Origin of the sequence: Limimaricola sp. (genome assembly GCF_016125575.1) — a bacterium.
GTDB lineage: Bacteria > Pseudomonadota > Alphaproteobacteria > Rhodobacterales > Rhodobacteraceae > WGLM01.
Window position 1 is genome coordinate 2501 of record NZ_WGLM01000004.1, and the last position, 18437, is coordinate 20937.

At 65.5% G+C, this 18437-nt stretch carries 20 protein-coding genes and 1 tRNA gene (1 of these 21 cut by a window edge); 11 read left to right on the top strand and 10 right to left on the bottom strand.

The genetic code is table 11. The features are described from left to right. A protein-coding gene (gene msrQ / locus GC146_RS06900) for a protein-methionine-sulfoxide reductase heme-binding subunit MsrQ (protein ID WP_291836317.1) crosses the window boundary here: on the bottom strand, positions 1-196 show its start. It extends 422 nt beyond the left edge of the window; only the first 196 of its 618 coding nucleotides appear in the window; it begins with the start codon at positions 194-196; the stop codon falls past the left edge of the window. Further along, the gene (gene msrP, locus GC146_RS06905) at positions 196-1092 is read right to left on the bottom strand and encodes a protein-methionine-sulfoxide reductase catalytic subunit MsrP (protein WP_291836319.1); all 897 of its coding nucleotides are present in this window, start codon (positions 1090-1092) and stop codon (positions 196-198) included. Before msrP ends, msrQ begins: the two co-directional genes overlap by 1 nt. A gap of 305 nt (positions 1093-1397) precedes the next feature. Here msrP and GC146_RS06910 point away from each other — a divergent pair, with 305 nt between their 5' ends. The 3 genes from GC146_RS06910 (at position 1398) to GC146_RS06920 (ending at position 3125) form a co-directional block, all read left to right on the top strand. Further along, entirely contained in the window at positions 1398-1880 is a 483-nt protein-coding gene (locus GC146_RS06910) for a fasciclin domain-containing protein (protein ID WP_291836323.1), read from the top strand. A gap of 84 nt (positions 1881-1964) precedes the next feature. Then, positions 1965-2462: a fasciclin domain-containing protein gene (locus GC146_RS06915; protein ID WP_291836326.1), complete on the top strand. Its 498-nt coding sequence runs from the start codon at positions 1965-1967 to the stop codon at positions 2460-2462. Between the two features lie 237 nt (positions 2463-2699). Then, a complete protein-coding gene (locus tag GC146_RS06920; RefSeq protein WP_291836330.1) occupies positions 2700-3125 on the top strand; it encodes a hypothetical protein in 426 nt (141 codons plus the stop codon). Between the two features lie 31 nt (positions 3126-3156). Here GC146_RS06920 and GC146_RS06925 read toward each other — a convergent pair whose 3' ends face one another. The 5 genes from GC146_RS06925 to GC146_RS06945 form a co-directional block, all read right to left on the bottom strand. Further along, positions 3157-3636, bottom strand: coding sequence for an Mpo1-like protein (locus GC146_RS06925; protein ID WP_291836333.1), 480 nt, complete (start codon positions 3634-3636; stop codon positions 3157-3159). A 31-nt stretch (positions 3637-3667) separates the two neighbouring features. Continuing rightward, on the bottom strand, positions 3668-4372 hold the full coding sequence (locus GC146_RS06930; protein WP_291836336.1) for a GNAT family N-acetyltransferase: 705 nt from the start codon (positions 4370-4372) through the stop codon (positions 3668-3670). Next, a complete protein-coding gene (locus GC146_RS06935; RefSeq protein WP_291836339.1) occupies positions 4347-4865 on the bottom strand; it encodes a MarR family transcriptional regulator in 519 nt (172 codons plus the stop codon). Before GC146_RS06935 ends, GC146_RS06930 begins: the two co-directional genes overlap by 26 nt. 120 nt (positions 4866-4985) lie before the next feature. After that, positions 4986-7601 carry an ATP-dependent chaperone ClpB gene (gene clpB, locus GC146_RS06940; protein ID WP_291836342.1) on the bottom strand — a complete coding sequence of 872 codons (2616 nt, stop codon included), beginning with the start codon at positions 7599-7601 and terminating at the stop codon, positions 4986-4988. A 119-nt stretch (positions 7602-7720) separates the two neighbouring features. Then, entirely contained in the window at positions 7721-8440 is a 720-nt protein-coding gene (locus GC146_RS06945; RefSeq protein ID WP_291836345.1) for a copper homeostasis protein CutC, read from the bottom strand. Between the two features lie 64 nt (positions 8441-8504). On the opposite strand from GC146_RS06945, the gene pyrF reads away from it, so the two are divergent. The 3 genes from pyrF (at position 8505) to GC146_RS06960 (ending at position 11096) form a co-directional block, all read left to right on the top strand. After that, positions 8505-9221 carry an orotidine-5'-phosphate decarboxylase gene (gene pyrF, locus GC146_RS06950; protein WP_291836348.1) on the top strand — a complete coding sequence of 239 codons (717 nt, stop codon included), beginning with the start codon at positions 8505-8507 and terminating at the stop codon, positions 9219-9221. A gap of 63 nt (positions 9222-9284) precedes the next feature. Further along, positions 9285-10076: a hypothetical protein gene (locus GC146_RS06955; RefSeq protein WP_291836350.1), complete on the top strand. Its 792-nt coding sequence runs from the start codon at positions 9285-9287 to the stop codon at positions 10074-10076. A gap of 96 nt (positions 10077-10172) precedes the next feature. Then, positions 10173-11096 carry a sulfotransferase domain-containing protein gene (locus GC146_RS06960; RefSeq protein ID WP_291836353.1) on the top strand — a complete coding sequence of 308 codons (924 nt, stop codon included), beginning with the start codon at positions 10173-10175 and terminating at the stop codon, positions 11094-11096. A 10-nt stretch (positions 11097-11106) separates the two neighbouring features. Here GC146_RS06960 and GC146_RS06965 read toward each other — a convergent pair whose 3' ends face one another. Both GC146_RS06965 and GC146_RS06970 read right to left on the bottom strand, forming a co-directional pair. Further along, positions 11107-11394, bottom strand: a complete 288-nt coding sequence (locus GC146_RS06965) for a hypothetical protein (protein ID WP_291836356.1) — start codon at positions 11392-11394, stop codon at positions 11107-11109. Then, positions 11394-12251: an SPFH domain-containing protein gene (locus GC146_RS06970; RefSeq protein WP_291836358.1), complete on the bottom strand. Its 858-nt coding sequence runs from the start codon at positions 12249-12251 to the stop codon at positions 11394-11396. Before GC146_RS06970 ends, GC146_RS06965 begins: the two co-directional genes overlap by 1 nt. Positions 12252-12391: 140 nt before the next feature. Here GC146_RS06970 and GC146_RS06975 point away from each other — a divergent pair, with 140 nt between their 5' ends. Both GC146_RS06975 and GC146_RS06980 read left to right on the top strand, forming a co-directional pair. Beyond that, positions 12392-13645 (top strand): DNA polymerase IV, encoded by a 1254-nt coding sequence (locus GC146_RS06975; RefSeq protein ID WP_291836361.1) that lies wholly within the window; start codon positions 12392-12394, stop codon positions 13643-13645. Between the two features lie 218 nt (positions 13646-13863). Further along, positions 13864-15594, top strand: coding sequence for an OFA family MFS transporter (locus GC146_RS06980; RefSeq protein WP_291836363.1), 1731 nt, complete (start codon positions 13864-13866; stop codon positions 15592-15594). A gap of 66 nt (positions 15595-15660) precedes the next feature. On the opposite strand, the gene GC146_RS06985 is transcribed toward GC146_RS06980, so the two are convergent. Next, the gene (locus tag GC146_RS06985) at positions 15661-16524 is read right to left on the bottom strand and encodes an N-formylglutamate amidohydrolase (RefSeq protein ID WP_291836366.1); all 864 of its coding nucleotides are present in this window, start codon (positions 16522-16524) and stop codon (positions 15661-15663) included. Between the two features lie 154 nt (positions 16525-16678). Between GC146_RS06985 and GC146_RS06990 the strand changes: the two genes are divergently transcribed. The 3 genes from GC146_RS06990 to GC146_RS07000 all read left to right on the top strand — a co-directional run bounded on the left by GC146_RS06990 (position 16679) and on the right by GC146_RS07000 (position 18412). Then, a tRNA-Val gene (locus GC146_RS06990) sits at positions 16679-16753 on the top strand. Between the two features lie 77 nt (positions 16754-16830). Continuing rightward, complete coding sequence (gene ykgO / locus GC146_RS06995) at positions 16831-16956, top strand: type B 50S ribosomal protein L36 (RefSeq protein WP_291836369.1); 126 nt, start codon at positions 16831-16833, stop codon at positions 16954-16956. A gap of 139 nt (positions 16957-17095) precedes the next feature. Then, positions 17096-18412 (top strand): ABC transporter substrate-binding protein, encoded by a 1317-nt coding sequence (locus GC146_RS07000; RefSeq protein WP_291836372.1) that lies wholly within the window; start codon positions 17096-17098, stop codon positions 18410-18412. Positions 18413-18437 lie beyond the last annotated feature (25 nt).

Genomic DNA, 18437 nt, shown 5'->3' on the forward strand with positions numbered 1-18437 from the left:
TGATGCACAGCCCCGCCACCAAAAGCTTTAGCGACAGCAGCCCATAGGCCCGTTCAAGGATGTTGACGGGCTCGACGCCGATCGCCCCGGTTGCGGCCTGCCAGAATAGCCAAGCCGCCCAGCCGAAGCCTGCTATATATAGCGTCCAGGGCGGCACCCTCCGGGCGGCACGATTGATGTAGCCCGCCACATCCATCAGTAGTTCACCCTCAGATCCATACCGTCGTACAGCGAGGCGACCTCATCATAGCCGTTGAACATCTGCGTTGGCTGCCGTTTTGAGAACAGGCCGCCACCGATCAGACGTTCGGTCGCCTGGCTCCAGCGCGGATGATCTACGTTCGGATTCACGTTGCTGTAGAACCCGTATTCCTGCGGCGCGATCTTGTTCCATGTCGTTGGCGGCTGATCGGCAACAAGGCTGATCCGCACGATCGACTTGATCGACTTGAAGCCATACTTCCACGGCACCACCAGCCGGATCGGCGCGCCGTTCTGGTTGGGCATCGGTTTGCCGTAAAGGCCGGTGGCCAGAAGCGTCAGCGGATGCATCGCCTCGTCCAGTCGCAGGCCCTCGACATACGGGAACGGGATAACCCCCTGCCGCACACCGACCATCACGTCGGGCTGCACCACAGATTCCATGGCGACATATTTCGCGCCAGACTGCACGCCCAGCTTGTCCAGCACGCTGGCCAGTGGCACGCCGTTCCACGGGATCACCATCGCCCATGCTTCGACGCAGCGGAAACGGTAGATCCGCTGTTCCGGCGTAAAGCCCGCCAGCAACTCGTCGATCGTATAGGTGCCGGGCTTGTCCACCATCCCGTCAACCTTGATCGCCCAGGGCGAGGTCTTCAGCCCGCCGGCGTTGTTGGCCGGATCGGTCTTGCCGGTGCCGAATTCGTAGAAGTTGTTGTAGTGCGTGATCTCGTCCAGCGTGTTTGGCGTCAGCGTATCGGCCCGCGCGCCACCGGCTGCGGCCAGTGCGCCAAGGGTCACGCTACCCGCAATCAGCGCGCGGCGGTTCAGCCACGCGGCCTCGGGCGTCACGTCGGCTTCGGTCAGGTCAGATTTCCAGCGTCTGGTCATGGGGCCCTCTTTCATCGATATCCGTAATCAAGATACGTTATAGTGCAGAAAGAGGTTTCACGGCCTCACGATGCTGTCTGAAATTGTAATGATCCCCCGCCCCGATCACTCACAGCCGGTCACAACTCATCACGGCAAAGTCAGTGGACGGCGCAAAAAGGCGCGGCTTAGCGATCTACGTCTTTCGATCAAGGGCCGCTGGCATCAATTTGACCGCGATTTGAGCTGATCCGGCAAGGCTTCGCAGCAGTATTCCTCCTCGATGCCGATTGGAGCATCTTGTAGTTAACTGGGAGACTTAAAACATGCTGCGCAGAACCTTCCTGGCCGCGACCGCCGCCATCGTGACGACCTTCGGCGGAATGGCTCATGCCGCCGACATGGACATTGTTGATACCGCCGCTTCCAACCCGGACTTCTCGACCCTCGTCGCAGCCGTCAAGGCGGCCGGGCTGGTCGATACTCTGAAAGGTGCGGGGCCCTTCACCGTCTTCGCCCCCACCAACGAGGCTTTCGCGGCGCTGCCCGCGGGAACCGTCGATGATCTGCTCAAGCCCGAGAACAAGGACAAGCTGATCGCGATCCTCACCTACCACGTCGTCGCCGGCAAGGTGATGTCGACAGACCTCAAGGATGGCATGACCGCCACCACCGTCGAGGGCAAGGACATCACCATCAAGACCATGCCGTCTGTCATGGTGAACGATGCCAACGTGACCACAGCCGATATCGAAGCTTCGAACGGCGTGATCCACGTGATCGACAAGGTTCTGATGCCGCCGATGTAATCGGCCCATCTGCAAGAAGGGGCAGGGTCCGCGCGGCCCTGTCCCGCCATTTCCGAAATCCAGACAATGCGAAGGGAGGACGACATGAACCGTCGCACCACGCTAAAGCTTTTCGTGGCCGGGGCCGCTGTGGCCACCGTCACCGCCTGTGCGCCGATGATGCAACAACAGCAGGACATCGTCGACATCGCCGCCGGCAATCCCGATTTCTCGACCCTCGTGACCGCCGTGAAGGCGGCCGGCCTCGTCGACACGCTGAAGGGCCCCGGCCCGTTCACCGTCTTCGCCCCCACGAACGAGGCTTTTGCCGCCCTGCCGCCCGGCACGGTCGAAAACCTGCTCAAGCCCGAGAACAAGGACCAGTTGGTCAAGGTGCTGACCTACCACGTCGCCGCGGGCACCTACCCGGCCGCGGCGCTGGCGGGCAAGACCGGCACCATCAAGACCGTCGAGGGGCAGAACATGCACGTCAACGGGACCGATGGCGTCAAGGTCAACAACGCCACCGTGACGACCGCCGACATCATGGCGTCGAACGGTGTGATCCACGTCATCGACAAGGTGTTGCTGCCGCCGATGTAAGCGGCAAGGCGGGACGCGATCGAAGGGCGGGGGGGGTCCCCCGCCCTTTTTCGTTTCGCCCCGCTACAGCGCGGTTACCGAGGGCGCCGCATCCCTTCCGCCAACGACCGCCGGATCGCGGGCTCGACGCGGCGCCCTGGGGCCGGGCGCAAAAGGGCTTGATCGGAACCCCGAACGCCCGCAGCATGAGGCGCAATCTGCGTCTTGCGGCGGTCCAAGCAATCGGGGCGATAAGAGATGAAGACACCATGGCATCTGTGGCTGGTTGGCATCGTGTCGCTGTTGTGGAACGCGGTGGGCGCCTTCGACTACACGATGACGCAGGCTCGCTCCGCGTGGTATCTGGCGCAATTCACCCCCGAGCAATTGGCGTATTTCTTCAGCTACCCGGCCTGGGTAGTCGCCTTCTGGGCCCTGGGCGTCTGGGCCGCCGTGCTGGGGTCGGTGTTGTTGTTGTTGCGCAGCCGGTTCGCGGCGTCGGCCTTCCTGGCCGCGCTGCTCGGCATCGTGGTCACCTCGGTCTATACCTTCGGCCTTGCAGAAATCTCGATGTCCGAGGCCTCCGGCAGCGGCGCCATCGTGTTCTCGGCGGCGATCTTCGTCGTCACCCTGGCGCTGTGGCTGTACGCAAGGGCGATGGCCGCGCGCGGGCAGCTGCGCTAGGGGGCGGGTCCGATCCGCCGCACCGCGGCCCTCAGACCGGGATTCCCGCGCGCTTGTAAAGGAAACTCAGCAGCCAGGCCGGGCCGATCAGCAGGAACTGCAGGTCCTTCAGGAACGAAGGCTTGCGCCCCTCTACCTTGTGTCCCCAGAACTGCCCGATCCACGCCAGCACGAAGACCGCCGCCGCAACCTGCCACAATGGCAGGCCCGCGCCCTGCACAAGCGAGATTACCCACAGGCAGAGCCCCGCGAAGACCGCAATCCCCACCGCCAGCGTGGGCGATATCCAGATGTAATAGAACATCGCAAGGATCAGCAGCAGCGTGATCCACCGCACGCCCTGCCCCGCACCCGGACCGGGGATGCTGGCCACCAGCGCCAGCACGCTCCACACGATCAGCGGCACGCAGACCCAGTGCACTGCCTTGTTGGTGGGGTTCTGGTGGCTTTCGCCATATTCGGCCAGCAGCCGTTCGATCCGTCGCGTCATCGCCTTGTCCTTCGGTTTCACTCGGCAGAGTGGGGGCGAAGCCGGGGCGGGGTCAATGCGGTTGCGCCGGCGATTCCGGCGCAAAGACATGAACGTTCAGCATCTGGCGCGTCTCGAAGCCCAGCCGGGCATAAAAGGCCTCGACCTCGGGCTTGGTCGTCTCGACATGCAGGAACGGCGTTTCGCCGCGCGCTTGTATCCGCGCGACCAGGTGGCGGCACAGCCGCCGCGCAAGGCCCTTGCCGCACTGGTCGGGCCGCGTGCAGACGCCGCTGATCTCGGTATAGCCGGGCAACTTCATCCGCTCACCCGCCATCGCAATCAGTTCGCCATTCTCGAAAAGGCCCCAGTACTCGCCCAGTTCATGCGTGCGCAGGGCAAAGGGGCCAGGCTTGGTCATCGTGGCAAGCGCCAGCATGGCGGCGGCATTGTGCGCCCCCAGCCGCACCAGCCTGTCATCCGCCAGGCCAATGCCGGTCACCCGCAGGATCATCTGGTTCACGTCGAAGGCATGAATGTCGTGCGTCCCGTCCGGGCAGGGCACATGGCCGACTTGCGCCACGCCAACAGGGCCCGTCACCGCGACCATCTCAGCCAGCGCGGCCATACTGTCTCCATCGATCCGGGGAATGCCGGCCAGCATGCTGATCTCGGCCGGAAACCGCCTCGCCAGATGGTCCCCCTGTGCGATCGCGGCGTGCCGACTGGTCAGCGTGGCCCAGTTCGGCCGATCAAGTTCCGTCTCTTCCATCGTCATCGGCCACCCTCCCCGTCATCGCCCTTGCGCGCGCCAGAAATGGCCGCCGCGCGATCTCGTCCTCCAGATGGTCAAGTTGCATCAGCAGCGGGCCACGCTGCCCGTCCAGCATTTCGGCCACGCAGGCCTGGATCAGCGGCCAGACCTCGGCGCGGCCCTCGTCGACACGGGCCTGCCCGGCCGGGGTCAGTGCAACGATCTTCTGCCGCGCGTCGTCCTTGCCCGTCCGGCTGCGGACCATGCCCAGCTTGGCCAACTGCCCCACCAGTCGCGTCACGCCCGGCTGGCTGACGCCCAACACCTCGGCCAGCGCGCCTATGGTCATCGGGCCATGTTCGTCCAGCGCCGCGATGACGGGGTAATGGTTGCCCTGAAGCGGCACGCCATGATCGGCCATGACCGACCTGGTCTCGGCCTGCAATCTCTCTCCGATCCGCCGCAGCCGCGTACCCAGCGTCAAATACCCCTTCCTGCGCACGAAATCGTCGATCATAGCCATCTCCATCAGATATTATATAACACGTTATATAAATTGGAGTGAAAGGTCAACGCCAAGGAAAAAGGCCCCACCTCGCGGCGGGGCCTTCCAGTGTTTCAGCCACTTTGGCGGGCGTCAGTGCACACGGGCCTCATGCGGGCGGTCGCGGCGCGAGCCTGCAACCAGCCCACCCACGATCAGGCCGGCAGGCCCGGTCGTGACCTTCACCGTCTCGCCGTCGTGGACGGCGCCCGAGAGGATCAGCTCGGCCAGCTGGTCCTGCAGCGCGTGCTGGATCACCCGCTTCAGCGGCCGCGCCCCGAAGACCGGGTCATAGCCCTCTTCGGCCAGCCAGTGCAGCGCGTCGGCATCAAGGTCGATCGTGATATTCCGCCCGGCCAGCCGCTGTTCCAGCCGCCGCAACTGAATCTGCACTATCGCCGCCATGTCGGACCGCGCCAGCCGGTCGAAGATCACGATCTCGTCCAGCCGGTTGATGAACTCGGGCCGGAAATGCGCCCGCACCGCATCCATCACGTCGCGTTTGGCGTCTGCGGCATCGGCCCCGTCCGGCAACTGGCTCAACGCCTGCGCGCCAAGGTTCGAGGTCAGCACGATCAGCGTCTGCTTGAAGTCCACCGTGCGGCCCTGCCCGTCGGTCAGCACCCCGTCATCAAGCACCTGCAACAGCACGTTGAAGACATCCGGGTGCGCCTTTTCCACCTCGTCGAACAACACCACCTGGTAGGGCCGGCGCCGCACCGCCTCGGTCAGCACGCCGCCCTCGTCATAGCCGACATAGCCCGGAGGCGCGCCGATCAGCCGGGCGACCGAGTGCTTCTCCATGAACTCGCTCATGTCGATGCGCACCATCGCCTGATCGTCGTCGAACAGGTAGTTGGCCACGGCTTTGGTCAGCTCGGTCTTGCCGACACCGGTGGGGCCGAGGAACAGGAAACTGCCCAGCGGGCGGTTCTCGTCATTCAGCCCCGCACGCGCACGCCGCACAGCATTCGACACGGCCGTCACGGCTGCGCGCTGGCCGACCACGCGCTTACCCAGCTCGTCTTCCATCTTCAGCAGCTTGTCGCGCTCGCCCTCCAGCATCTTCGAGGTCGGGATGCCGGTCCAGCGTTCCACCACCTCGGCGATCTGTTCGGGCCGCACGGCCTCTTCGACCATCAGCGCGTCTTCCTGCGCCTCGGCTGCGGCCAGATCACGCTCCAACTGCGGAATGACGCCGTAGGACAGCTCGCCAGCCTTGGCGAGGTTGCCTTCGCGCTTGGCGATCTCCAGATCGGCCCGCGCGCGGTCCAGCTTTTCCTTGAGCGCGCGTGCGCCTTCCATCCGGTCCCGCTCGGCCTGCCACTTGGCCGTCATCACGTCGGCCTTTTCCTGCAGGTCGCCCAGTTCCTTCTCGATCTTGGCCAGCCGGTCCTTGGACGCGGAATCGTCTTCCTTCTTCAGCGCCTCGGCCTCGATCTGCATCTGCAGGATCTGCCGGTCCATCGCGTCCAGCTCTTCTGGCTTGCTGTCCACTTCCATCCGCAACCGGCTCGCGGCCTCATCGACAAGGTCAATCGCCTTGTCGGGCAGGAAACGGTCGGTGATGTAGCGGTGGCTCAGCGTCGCCGCGGCGACAAGCGCGCTGTCAGAGATCCGCACGCCGTGGTGCATCTCGTACTTGTCCTTGATGCCGCGCAGGATGCTGATGGTATCTTCAACCGTCGGCTCCTCCACCATGATCGGCTGGAACCGCCGGGCCAGCGCCGCGTCCTTCTCGACATACTTGCGGTATTCATCCAGCGTCGTGGCACCCACACAGTGCAATTCGCCCCGCGCCAAGGCAGGTTTGATCAGGTTGGCCGCATCCATCGCGCCGTCGGACTTGCCGGCACCCACCAGCGTGTGCATCTCGTCGATGAACAGGATGATCTCGCCCGCCGCGGCCTCGATCTCTTTCAGAACGGCCTTCAGCCGCTCCTCGAATTCGCCCCGGTATTTCGCGCCGGCAATCAGAGCACCCATATCCAGCGCCATCAGCCGCTTGTTGCGCAACGATTCCGGTACGTCACCTTCAACGATGCGGATCGCCAGCCCCTCGGCGATGGCGGTCTTGCCGACACCCGGCTCGCCGATCAGGACCGGGTTGTTCTTGGTCCGGCGGCTGAGAACCTGCATCGCGCGGCGGATTTCCTCGTCACGGCCGATAATCGGGTCGATCTTGCCCTGCTCGGCGGCCTCGGTCAGGTCACGCGCATACTTTTTCAGCGCGTCATAGCCTTCCTCGGCAGAGGCCGAGTCCGCCGTGCGCCCCTTGCGGATGTCATTGATCGCGGTGTTCAACGCCTGCGCGCTGACTTGTCCGGCATCCAGTGCATCCTTGGCCTTCGACTTGATCATCGTCAGCGCCATCAGGATGCGCTCGACCGGGACGAAACTGTCGCCCGCCTTGGTCGCAACCTTCTCGGCCTCGTCCAGCACCTTGCCCGTCAGGCTGTCGATATAGACCTGCCCGGCATCGCCGGTGACCTTGGGCAGCTTGGACAGGCTCAGATCGACGGCCTCGCGCACGGCGCGGGCATCGCCACCGGCGCGGCCGATCAGATTGGCGCACAGGCCCTGGTCATCGTCCATCAGGGCCTTGAGCAAATGTTCGGGAAGGATGCGCTGGTGGCTTTCGCGCATCGCGATCGTCTGGGCAGCCTGCAAAAAGCCGCGCGACCGCTCGGTGAACTTCTCCAAGTTCATGGTGTCTCTCCTTTTCAAAGCGCCCATACTCGGGATGCCCGGCCATGCGGCACATCCCCCTTCGGGCCTCGTCTTTCAGATGGTGTGCGCCTTGCGTCGCTGCAAGTCCCTGACCTGTGTCAAGCAGCCAGCGCCGCCCGCATCTTGCGAACCGTTTCTGCGTCGGTTTGCCGCCTGACGGGTCCGCAAAACCCCAATGCGACGGCATCCGGATCCTGTGGCAACGACACGGCGCAAGAGGCATGAACCTCAACCACCCCGGTCGCCGCAACCAGCGCGGCCACATTGTCCGGCGTGATCCCCGCGCCGGGAAGAATGCCGATGCGCCCGCGCGCCTGTGCCACCAAGGCGGCAATCTGCGCCGCACCGTCCACTGCCCGCGTGGCCCCGCCCGAGGTCAGCACACGCCCGATGCCAAGGCGGACCGCCACCTCCAGCGCCGCGCTCTGCTCAGGCACGAGATCAAAAACCCGGTGCAGCGTCACCGCCAGCGGCCCCGCCGCCGCGACCATCCGCGCCAGCACGCCTTCGTCCAGCGCGCCATCCGGCCGCGCCGCGCCGATCACCACGCCGGCCAGCCCCGCCGCGCGCATCGCGGCGATGTCGGCCAGCGCGGCCTCCACCTCGGCGGCATCAAAGACGAAATCGCCCGCGCGCGGCCGGATCATCGCAAAGACGGGCAGGCCACAATCGCGCGCCTGCGCGACCAGCCCCGGCGCGGGCGTCAGCCCGCCCAGCTCCAGCGCCGCGCAAAGTTCCACCCGGTCCGCGCCGCCCGCCACCGCCGCGGCCAGCCCCGCCGGACTGTCCACCGCCACTTCCAGCCCGATCCGCGCCATCCGCCCTCCTTGACAGGTCTGCCGCGCGGGACCATGACCGCCCGAACGCCTGAAAGGAAGCCCGATGCAAGATGACCGCCTGATCGTCGCCCTCGACGTCGCCAACGTGCTCGACGGCCTCGCGATGGCCGAGAAGATCGGCGACGCGGTGTCGTTCTACAAGATCGGGCTGGGCATGCTGACCGGCGGCGGCCTTGCGCTGGCCAACGAGCTGAAGGCCGAACACGGCAAGCGCATCTTCCTCGACATGAAACTGTTCGACATCGGCGCCACGGTCGAGGCCGCGGTGCGCGGGTTCGCCCGCTATGACATCGACTTTCTCACCGTCCACGGCGACCCCCATGTCGTGCGCGCCGCGCGGGCGGGCGCCGAAGGCTCCAACCTGAAGATCCTTGCCGTCACAATTCTCACCTCGCTCGACCGGGGCGACCTTGACGCAGGCTGCATGAAGGCCGGCAGCGTCGCCGACCTCGTGACCGAACGCGCCGGCCGCGCATTCGAGGCGGGCGCGCATGGCGTCATCGCCTCGGCGCAGGAGGCGGCGCTGATCCGCGCGCTGCCGCAGGCCGAGGGCCGGCTGATCGTCACCCCCGGCATCCGCCCGACCGGCGCCGAACATGACGACCAGAAACGCACCGCGACCCCCGCGCAGGCCATTGCCGACGGCGCCGATCACATCGTCATCGGCCGTCCGGTCTGGATGCACCCCGATCCGCGCGCCGCGGCGCTGGCCGTACGGGCCGAGATGGACAGCCCGCAGGCCCGCCACCCGAACGTCTGATCCCGCGCTAGGCAGCGGCGCCGCACGCGGCTATCCTTTCCGCAAAACGGCGGAGGGCAGCGCATGAACCCCGACGAAGCGGACGACCTTGCCCGCAAGGCGCAGCAATTCGACTATGTGCGCAAGGCGCTGGGATATCTCGGCCTTGCGCTTCCTGTCACGCTGCTCGGCTGGTCGGCGCTGACCGGGCATGCGTTCGCCGCTTCGATCAGCGACTATTACCACACCGCGATGGGCGACGTGCTGGTCGGCGTGCTCTGGGCCATCGGCGTGTTCCTGATCGCCTATCTCGGCTATCGGCCCACCGCGGTGGAACGCGCATCGCCCCGCTGGCGCGACCACATCTCGGATTTCTGGGTGGCCAAGCTGACCGGGCTGGGCGCAATCGGCGTGGCCCAGTTCCCGGTCCGGGGCGACCAGTGCCACGGGTTGCTGCCCTGCCCGATTTCGGGCTTCACCCACCATTCCGACATCGTGCATTACAGCTGCGCCGGGGTCTTCTTTCTTGGCACGGCTGTATTCTGCCTTGTCCTGTTTCCGCGTGGCGGGTCGACGCAGGCCAATATCGTGGCCACGCGCGGCGGCGTTTACCCGGCGACGGTCTGGGACCCGCGCAACACCTATTTCTTCCGCTGCGGCGTGGTAATCCTTGCCGCGATGGCGGGGCTGGGGCTGTACTGGCTCGCCGCACGGGCAGGGCTGACCGGGGTCACAGGCGCCCTCGACAAGGTGCGTTTCTTCTTGATCGCCGAGGTTGCCGCGGTGCTGGCCTTCGCCGCCGCCTGGCTGGAAAAAGGCCGCGCCCTTCTTTCGCCGCATCGGATCAGCGCCCGCATGCGCGGCGCGGCGCCCTGAGGGCCCGCCGGTTTACGCCAGCCGGCCCAGAGTATAGCATCCGCGAACATTCGGCCCCCAGCGGGCCGGATGCCGACCCAACGGGAGGTTGCGGTCATGACAGATATTCAGCACGACAACGGTCCTCGACAGGGGCCCCCTTGGATCGATCCAGAGATCCAGCAGAAAATCGCGTGGCGCGACGGCGATGTCGTCATTTCGGTGCCACCAAAAAGCGGCACGACATGGACGATGAACATCGTCCATCAGGTTCTCAACGGCGGAACCGCCGCGTTCGAGCGCATCTACGAAGAGGTGCCGTGGATCGAGTTTCTCAGCCATCCCGCGGACACCCATGACACAGTGCTGGACAGGCTCAATGCCATTCCGCCCTCACAACGCCGCGTGATGAAGACACATTCACCGCCGCCCGGCCTTCCGTTCCATGCCCCTGACGGCTGGCCCGGCGTGAAATACATCGTCGTCTTTCGGAATCCCGAGGAATCGCTCGTCTCTTTCTGGCCCTTCCTCAACAAGCACTCGGACGAGTGGTTCGACCTCTGGCAGGTGCCGCGCATGGCGATGTGCCGCCCCGATTTCCCCAGCTTTTACGCCGAGGTGATCGACCCCCAGGGGATGCAGGCAATGCATTTCGGGTTTCTCGCGGCATGGTGGCCACTGCGGGGCCAGCCCAACGTCCTGTTCCTCCACTACGCGGACATGAAGGACGACCACGAGGGCACGATCCGCAAGATTGCCGATTTTCTCGGCGTCAGCCCCGGCGACGATCGCTGGCCCGCGATCCTTGAATACACGTCCTTCCCGTGGATGAAGCAGCACGAGGACCGGTTCGAGACGATGCCCGACACGCCCGTGCCGGTGCTGAACCCGGGCGCGATGCTGCGCCGGGGCGAGGCCGGCAAGGCCCGCGACGATGGCATGACAGACGAGATCTCGCGCCACCTGCGGGCGGTGGGCAGCCAGATCTGCCCCGACGCCGACGCGCTAGACTGGCTTTACAACGGCGGCCCGCTGCCCTGACCGAACCCGCCTAGTTGTCGTTGATGTCGCGGTCCCAGATCTTGACCTGCCCGCGCTTGCGCCCGAAGGCCGCACGCAGCACCAGCCAGCCGGCCAGCGAGGCGACGGCCCAGACCAGCAGGTGATGCGGCAGCGAGCCCGCCATCCAGCCCGCCGGAGGCACGCCCGCCCAAAGTACCAGCCCGGTCAGCGCCGCGCCGATGGCGAAACCCAGAAAAACAAAGGCCGGGACCAGCAGTTCCAGAATGCCCAGAAGGCAGGCCGCGACCAGCCACATCCACCATTCCGTCCAAAGCATCAGACACGCCCCTTCAGCATCTTGAAGGCATCACCGAAGGCCTCCAGCGCCTGTGCGGGCACGATCACGGTCTGTTTGCCGCTGCCCTGCCCCACCGCCGTCAGCGCCTCGACCTGCTTCAGCGCCACCTGGTACTGCGCCGCCTCGATGCCGTTTTCCTTGATCGCCACGGCCACGACCTGCGTGGCATAAGCCTCGGCATCGGCCGAGATGCGCCGTGCCTCGGCCTTCTGCTTGGCGGCGTAAAGCTCGGCATCGGCCGACAGCTCCACCGCCCGCTTCTTGCCCTCGGCCTCGGTCACCTGCGCGCGCCGGGCCCGCTCGGCATTCAGCTGCTGCAACATTGCGGCGCGCGTCGCGTCGTCGAGGTTCACGTCAAGGATCTCGGCCCGCGTCACCTCGATGCCCCAGTCATCGACCATCGCGTGCACATGCTCGCGGATCTGGCTGATCAGCTGCGTGCGGTTCGACTGCACCTGGTCCAGCTCCAGCTTGCCGATCTCGGAGCGCACGATGCCTGCTACCGTGGTGGCAATGGCCGCGTCCACGTCGCGGATCCGGTAGACCGTCTTTTCCGGCTCGGTGATGCGGTAGAAAACACTCGTCTCCACTTTCACCAGCACGTTGTCGGCGGTGATCGCGTCCTGCGTCGCGGTGGGCAACTGGCGTTCCAGGATGGAAATCTTGTGCGCAACCCGGTCCACGAAGGGCACGACAAAGTTGATCCCCGGCCCCAGCACCGACCGCAAGCGCCCGAACCGCTCGACCACGTGCTTCTGGCTCTGCGGCACGATCCGCACGGCAAGGTAGACAGAAAGCAGGATCAGCGCCGCCAGCGCCCCCAGAAAACCGTTCATCTCATTCTCCAAATCCACAAGGGTCCAAGCCCGCCAGCACTATGCCCGCAGCCCGTGATCAAGGAAAGCCCATTGGCGGCCCTCTGGTTCGCGACACTCTCTGGCAAAGGACTGGGCGAAACGGCTATCCTATATGCATCATGCCCGCCCTGTGCCGCGATTGTCTGACCACCTTTGATGCGGGCACCCGCTGCCCCGCCTGCCGGTCGCCGCGTGTCACGTCGCACCCCGAGCTTTTCGATCTCTCGATCGCCCACATGGATTGCGATGCCTTCTATGCCAGCGTCGAGAAACGCGACAATCCGGCGCTGCGCGACAAACCCGTCATCATCGGCGGCGGGCGGCGGGGCGTGGTGTCCACCGCCTGCTATATCGCCCGGATCAAGGGCGTCCGCTCGGCCATGCCGATGTTCCAGGCCCTGAAACTTTGCCCCGAGGCGGTGGTGATCCGTCCCCGGATGGAGGCCTATGTCGAGGCCAGCCGCGCCGTGCGCGCGCTGATGGACGAGTTGACGCCGGTCGTCGAACCCCTGTCGCTGGATGAGGCGTTCCTTGACCTGACAGGCACCGCGCGGCTGCACCAAGCGCCCCCGGCGGTAATGCTGGCCCGGCTGGTCAAGCGGATGCAGGACGAGCTGGGGTTGAGCGGGTCGATCGGGCTGAGCCACAACAAGTTTCTTGCCAAGCTGGCCTCCGACCTCGACAAGCCGCGCGGCTTCTCGGTGATCGGCGCGGCCGAAACGGTGGCCTTCCTCGCCCCCCGCCCGGTGCGGCTGATCTGGGGCATCGGCCCCGCCGCGCAGGAGGCGCTGGAGGCGGCCGGGATCCGCACCTTCGCCGACCTCTCGCGCTGGGACAAGGACGCGCTGGCCCAGCGTTTCGGCCAGATGGGTGAGCGGCTGTGGCATCTCGCGCGCGGGCAGGATGCGCGCCGCGTCTCGGCGCACACCCCGGTCAAAGGCATCTCGAACGAGACGACCTTTCACGACGACACCGCCGACCCCGACATCCTCGACGGCCATATCTGGCGTCTGGCGGAACAAGTCAGCGGGCGTGCCAAGGCCACCGGCAAGGCGGGCCGGGTCGTCACGCTCAAGCTCAGGCGTGCCGATTTCCGCATCCTCACCCGCCGCCTCAGCCTGCACCAGCCGACGCAACTGGCCGAAACGATCTATCGCACCGCCCGTGCGCTTTACGACCAGTCCGGGCTGACCGGGCCGTTCCGCCTGCTGGGCGTGGGGCTGAGCGATCTGGTGCCCGCCACCGAGGCCGACCGCGAGGGCGACCTGCTGGACCCCGGCGCCACACGCCGCGCTGCGGCCGAACGCGCAACCGACGCGATCCGGCAGAAATTCGGCAAGGACGCCATCGTGAAAGGCCGCGCCCTGCGCTGATCGGTCTGGATTATTGACCGGAAAGACCGGTTCGCGCGGCCATATTCCGAGAATATCACCCTTCCGCGACAGAATCTTTCGCATCATTGGTAAAAATATTTGACTGATCTGGCCCCTTCCTTAAGGTCCGCCAAGCGCCTTGGCGCGAGCAATCGCGGCGTGTGTCGAAACCGGCCGAGGAGGGCCGGTGACCGCGCCCCTGAGGGAGAGTGAAATCCATGTCGAACACGACATCCGGTGGTGCCTTCGCATTTCTGCGCAAGGACCACATCATTGCCAAACCCGGCTACAACCGCTGGCTCGTTCCGCCAGCCTCTATCGCGATGCACCTCTGCATCGGCTCGGTCTATGCGTGGTCGGTCTTCAACCCGCCGTTGACCAAGCAGCTTGGCGTCGTCGCCTCTTCGGCCGACGACTGGTCGCTGTCCTCGGTCGTCTGGATCTTCTCGGTCGCGATTCTCGTTCTCGGACTTGCCGCGGCCTTTGCCGGCAAGTGGCTCGAGGATGTTGGCCCGCGCATGGTTGGTGTCGTGGCTGCGGTTTGCTGGGGCGGCGGCTTCCTCGTTGGCTCGATCGGCATCTCGACCCACCAGCTGTGGCTGCTCTACCTTGGCTACGGCGTCTTCGGCGGCATCGGCCTGGGCCTGGCCTACGTCTCGCCGGTGTCCACGCTGATCCGCTGGTTCCCGGACCGCCGCGGCATGGCGACCGGCATGGCGATCATGGGCTTTGGCGGCGGCGCGATGATTGCGGCACCGCTGAAGGGCTGGCTGCTGTCGCTTTATGCCAAGGCGCCCGAGTTTCTGGGCTCTACCGACACGGTCAAGCTTGTCACCGAGAACGGCCGCCAATTCGCCGAAACCGCGGCCGGCAAGATCGAGGTGGTCGTCGCCACCGCGAAACAGGCCGCAGCGCTGCCGGGCGGCGGTGATGCGGGGGCTTACATCGTTGGCACCGGCAATACCGGCGCCGCGGCCACGTTCGTGACGCTGGGCATTGGCTATTTCATCGTGATGATGATCGCGGCCTTCATGTATCGCGTGCCCGCCGCCGGATGGAAACCCGCAGGCTGGACGCCGAAACCGGTCGCCGGCGGAATGATCACGCAGAACAACGTTGACATCAACCAGTCGCTGAAAACGCCGCAGTTCTGGCAGATGTGGATCATGCTGTGCTTCAACGTCACCGCCGGCATCGGCGTGATCGGCGTGGCCAAGACGATGATGAGCGAGATTTTCGGCACCACGATGCCGCTGATCGTGACCGCCGCCTTCGCCTCGACCTACGTGTTGATGATCTCGGTCTTCAACATGTGCGGCCGGTTCTTCTGGGCGTCGACCTCGGACTATATCGGGCGCAAGAACACATTCCATGCCTTCTTCATCCTTGGTACGGCGCTCTACCTGTCGATCCCCTACTTCGCCAGCGCGGGCAGCGCGAACCCGTCGATGATCTACCTCGTCGGGTTCTACGTCGCGACGATGGTGATCTTCACGATGTATGGCGGCGGCTTTGCGACGATCCCGGCCTACCTGGCCGACGTCTTCGGCACCATGCATGTCGGCGGCATCCACGGCCGCATCCTGACGGCGTGGTCCACCGCCGGGGTCGCCGGTCCGCTGGTCATCACCTCGCTGCGGGAATTCTCGTTGAACGCGGCACTGCACAACCTTGCCGCCAAGATCGACCCGGCCGCCTTCGCGGCCAAGTTCGGCGCCCCCCTCGACCAGCTTGATGCGCTGATCAAGGCCAAGACCGTGACCGTCGCCAAGCTGATGGAGGTTGCGCCCGCAGGCACGGTGGACCCGACGCCCAGCCTCTACAACACGACGATGTACGTGATGGCAGGGCTGCTGGTGATTGCCTTCGTGGTGAACCTCTTCATGCGGCCGGTGGCCGCGCACCACCACCATGACGAGCCTGAACTGAGTGCTGTTCCGGTCGAGTAACCGACCAGACCAGACACCAAAGGGCGCCCCTCGGGGCGCCCTTTTTCGTCCAGTCGGCGCCGGGGCCTACTCTGCCGCGACGCGCAGGTCGGCGGGCCGCCCGATGTCGGCGATCTCGGCGATCACGCCTTCCAGCAGCAGGCAGAACGCGGCGAAGTCAGGACCGGGAACAACCCGTTCCTCATCGAGGTAAAGTGCGCGATCCAGTTCCACCTGAACGACATGCCGATGACGCGCGGGCTGGCCATAGGCCTGCGCCACGTAGGCCCCGGCGAAGGGCATGTTACGCGCCACGCGCAGGCCAGCTGCGGCAAACGCCGCCTCGATCCGGTCCACCACGTCCGAGGCGGCAGAGGCCCCGAACCGATCGCCCAGCACCACGTCTGGCCGCGGCGCACCCGAAGGACCGAGATGCTCCAGCGCCTCGTGCGGCATCGAATGGCAATCGATGAGGATCGCCTCGCCAAAGCTGGCCGTGGCAGTATCAAGAAGCCCGCGCAGCGCGTCATGGTAGGGATGCCAACACGTGGCGATCCGATGATGGGCCTCGGGCAGCGTCAGCTTGCCGTTATAGATCTGCCGGCCATTGGCGACCACACGGGGAATCACCCCCAGCCCCGAGGCGATGCGCGGGTTGTGGGAAACGCGGCGCACCCCTTCGATCACTGCAGGGTCAAGCTCGTCGGCGGCGCGGTTGAGATCAATGTAGGCGCGTGGCATCCGTGCCGTGATCAGCGGAGCACCATGCCGGGGCGCGGCGGCGAACAGGCTGTCAACAAAGGCATCTTCGGATGACCGTATCGCGTGGCGATCCAGCATTGCGCGTGACAGGAACGCCGCCGGATAGTCCCGGCCACTGTGCGGAGAGGCGAAAACCACGCTGGTGGTGGGCTGGGCCGGCAAGGCCACATCATAGCTGGTACGGGACAAGTGCGCCTCCTCCTTGGGGGCCAAGATAGCGCGGGAATCGCGTTTGCCAAAAGCCCTTGATCCCCCTCACGACTCCTTTTATAGACCGCTCACCCGGCGCGGTTCACCCCGCGTCCCATTTGTTTTTGGGGCAGGCGGCAGCGCGGCGGGTCATGGGCGGTTAGCTCAGCGGTAGAGCACTACGTTGACATCGTAGTGGCCACTGGTTCGATCCCAGTACCGCCCACCATGAATTCACCGGCCCCAAGGCGGGCCAAATGGCAACCTCGGCGCAATCCCCGCGCGCCGCGACAGAAGGAGACGGTCATGAAGGTCCGCAACTCGCTTCGCTCGCTCAAGCTGCGCCACCGCGATTGCCGCGTCGTGCGCCGCAAGGGCCGCGTTTACGTCATCAACAAGACCCAGCCGCGTTTCAAAGCCCGCCAAGGCTGAGACCACCGGTCAGAACGAACAAGAAGGGCCGCTTCCGCAAGGAGGCGGCCCTTTCGCTTTGTCCGAAACGATGTAGCCAGATCGGCCCCGCGGGCCTATCCTGTCGCCATTCGACCATGGAATTCGGGAGTGGCTTGCAATGCGTTTACTTATCAAGGGTCTGGGGCTGGCTGCAGCGGTGGCGCTGGCTAGTCCAGCGGCTGCCGCAGGGCTCTGCGGCGGAATCGGGGATCACGGCCAGTGGATCGGCGGCGCCGAGGCCGGGTCCGACATCACCACCGTCAGCGATTATCAGCAGCAGATGGCACTTGTGCTGGCCGACAGCACCTATGTTGCCCTGTTCAGCACCAGCGCACCCACCGATGTCCGGGTCGAGGCCGAGGGCCGCGGCGGCGGCAACCCCGCGATCACGCTTTACGATGCCTCCGGCGCGGTCATGCTGACCGATGACGATTCGGGCGGCAACGGCTCCGCGCGGGGCGAAATGACGCTGCAGCCGGGCACCTACTGCCTCGAGATGCACAGCGTCAGCAACCAGCCGATGACCGGTTTCGTCCGGGTCAGCCGTGGCGATCAGGAGGCGCTGACGACGGGTGCCAGCGACATGGGCAATACCGATCTTGGAAACAGCCAGCCCTCCGATCAAAGCAGCGACATGGGCACGGGAGACACCTCGTCCAGCGATGGGTCGAGCGACATGGCAGCGGGCGATGGCAGCTGCACCGATGCCACCAACGCCGCGGCACTGGGCAACGGCCCGATCGATGGCCAGCTTGGTGACGGCGTGACCGGCAGCGCCAGTGCCGACGCGACACCCTTCTGGCGATTCACGCTTGATCAGCCACAGGCAGTCACCATCACCGCCAAGAACGAAAATGCCGACCCTTCGATCACGCTTTACGATTCGACCGGTGGCTATCTTGCCGACAACGATGACTTTGACGGGTTGAACTCGCGCATCGACATGTCGTCGCCGCTGCCGGCAGGCAACTACTGCATCGCGGTGCAGGCACTGACCGACACGACGCTTCCGATCGACGTGAAGGTCGCGCGGTTCGATCCGGCCGAAGCGCTGCGCGCCAGCTATGACCGGGGCGAGGCTGCACCGCCGCTTGACGGCAGCTACCCCGTAACAGACCTGGGCCCGCTGGGAGCACGGATGCGGACCGACATCCGCAACACCGACAAGGCCGAGTGGTTCACCATCCGCATCTCGGAGCCGGGGATCATCACGATCGACGCGATCTCGACTGATGGCAACGGCGATCCCTCGCTGGGCCTGTTCGACGATCTGGGCCGGACCGTCGCCAAGAACGACGACAACGGCAACAGCCTGGACGCGCAGATCATCGCCAAGGTCAATCCCGGCCTCTACATGATCGCGGTGCAGGATCTCAATGGCAGCGGTCAGGGCTTTACCCGCCTCGCGATGGAGCGGTTCGTGCCGGCGCAGTAACCGCGCCAGCCATTCGTAACGACAG

What these genes read in the sequence shown, in the direction of transcription:
- msrP (WP_291836319.1), bottom strand. Translation starts at nt 1,092, where the DNA reads ATGACCAGACGCTGGAAATCTGACCTGACCGAAGCCGACGTGACGCCC.
- GC146_RS06910 (WP_291836323.1), top strand. Translation starts at nt 1,398, where the DNA reads ATGCTGCGCAGAACCTTCCTGGCCGCGACCGCCGCCATCGTGACGACC.
- GC146_RS06915 (WP_291836326.1), top strand. Translation starts at nt 1,965, where the DNA reads ATGAACCGTCGCACCACGCTAAAGCTTTTCGTGGCCGGGGCCGCTGTG.
- GC146_RS06920 (WP_291836330.1), top strand. Translation starts at nt 2,700, where the DNA reads ATGAAGACACCATGGCATCTGTGGCTGGTTGGCATCGTGTCGCTGTTG.
- GC146_RS06930 (WP_291836336.1), bottom strand. Translation starts at nt 4,372, where the DNA reads ATGACGATGGAAGAGACGGAACTTGATCGGCCGAACTGGGCCACGCTG.
- GC146_RS06935 (WP_291836339.1), bottom strand. Translation starts at nt 4,865, where the DNA reads ATGATCGACGATTTCGTGCGCAGGAAGGGGTATTTGACGCTGGGTACG.
- clpB (WP_291836342.1), bottom strand. Translation starts at nt 7,601, where the DNA reads ATGAACTTGGAGAAGTTCACCGAGCGGTCGCGCGGCTTTTTGCAGGCT.
- GC146_RS06945 (WP_291836345.1), bottom strand. Translation starts at nt 8,440, where the DNA reads ATGGCGCGGATCGGGCTGGAAGTGGCGGTGGACAGTCCGGCGGGGCTG.
- pyrF (WP_291836348.1), top strand. Translation starts at nt 8,505, where the DNA reads ATGCAAGATGACCGCCTGATCGTCGCCCTCGACGTCGCCAACGTGCTC.
- GC146_RS06955 (WP_291836350.1), top strand. Translation starts at nt 9,285, where the DNA reads ATGAACCCCGACGAAGCGGACGACCTTGCCCGCAAGGCGCAGCAATTC.
- GC146_RS06960 (WP_291836353.1), top strand. Translation starts at nt 10,173, where the DNA reads ATGACAGATATTCAGCACGACAACGGTCCTCGACAGGGGCCCCCTTGG.
- GC146_RS06965 (WP_291836356.1), bottom strand. Translation starts at nt 11,394, where the DNA reads ATGCTTTGGACGGAATGGTGGATGTGGCTGGTCGCGGCCTGCCTTCTG.
- GC146_RS06970 (WP_291836358.1), bottom strand. Translation starts at nt 12,251, where the DNA reads ATGAACGGTTTTCTGGGGGCGCTGGCGGCGCTGATCCTGCTTTCTGTC.
- GC146_RS06975 (WP_291836361.1), top strand. Translation starts at nt 12,392, where the DNA reads ATGCCCGCCCTGTGCCGCGATTGTCTGACCACCTTTGATGCGGGCACC.
- GC146_RS06980 (WP_291836363.1), top strand. Translation starts at nt 13,864, where the DNA reads ATGTCGAACACGACATCCGGTGGTGCCTTCGCATTTCTGCGCAAGGAC.
- ykgO (WP_291836369.1), top strand. Translation starts at nt 16,831, where the DNA reads ATGAAGGTCCGCAACTCGCTTCGCTCGCTCAAGCTGCGCCACCGCGAT.
- GC146_RS07000 (WP_291836372.1), top strand. Translation starts at nt 17,096, where the DNA reads ATGCGTTTACTTATCAAGGGTCTGGGGCTGGCTGCAGCGGTGGCGCTG.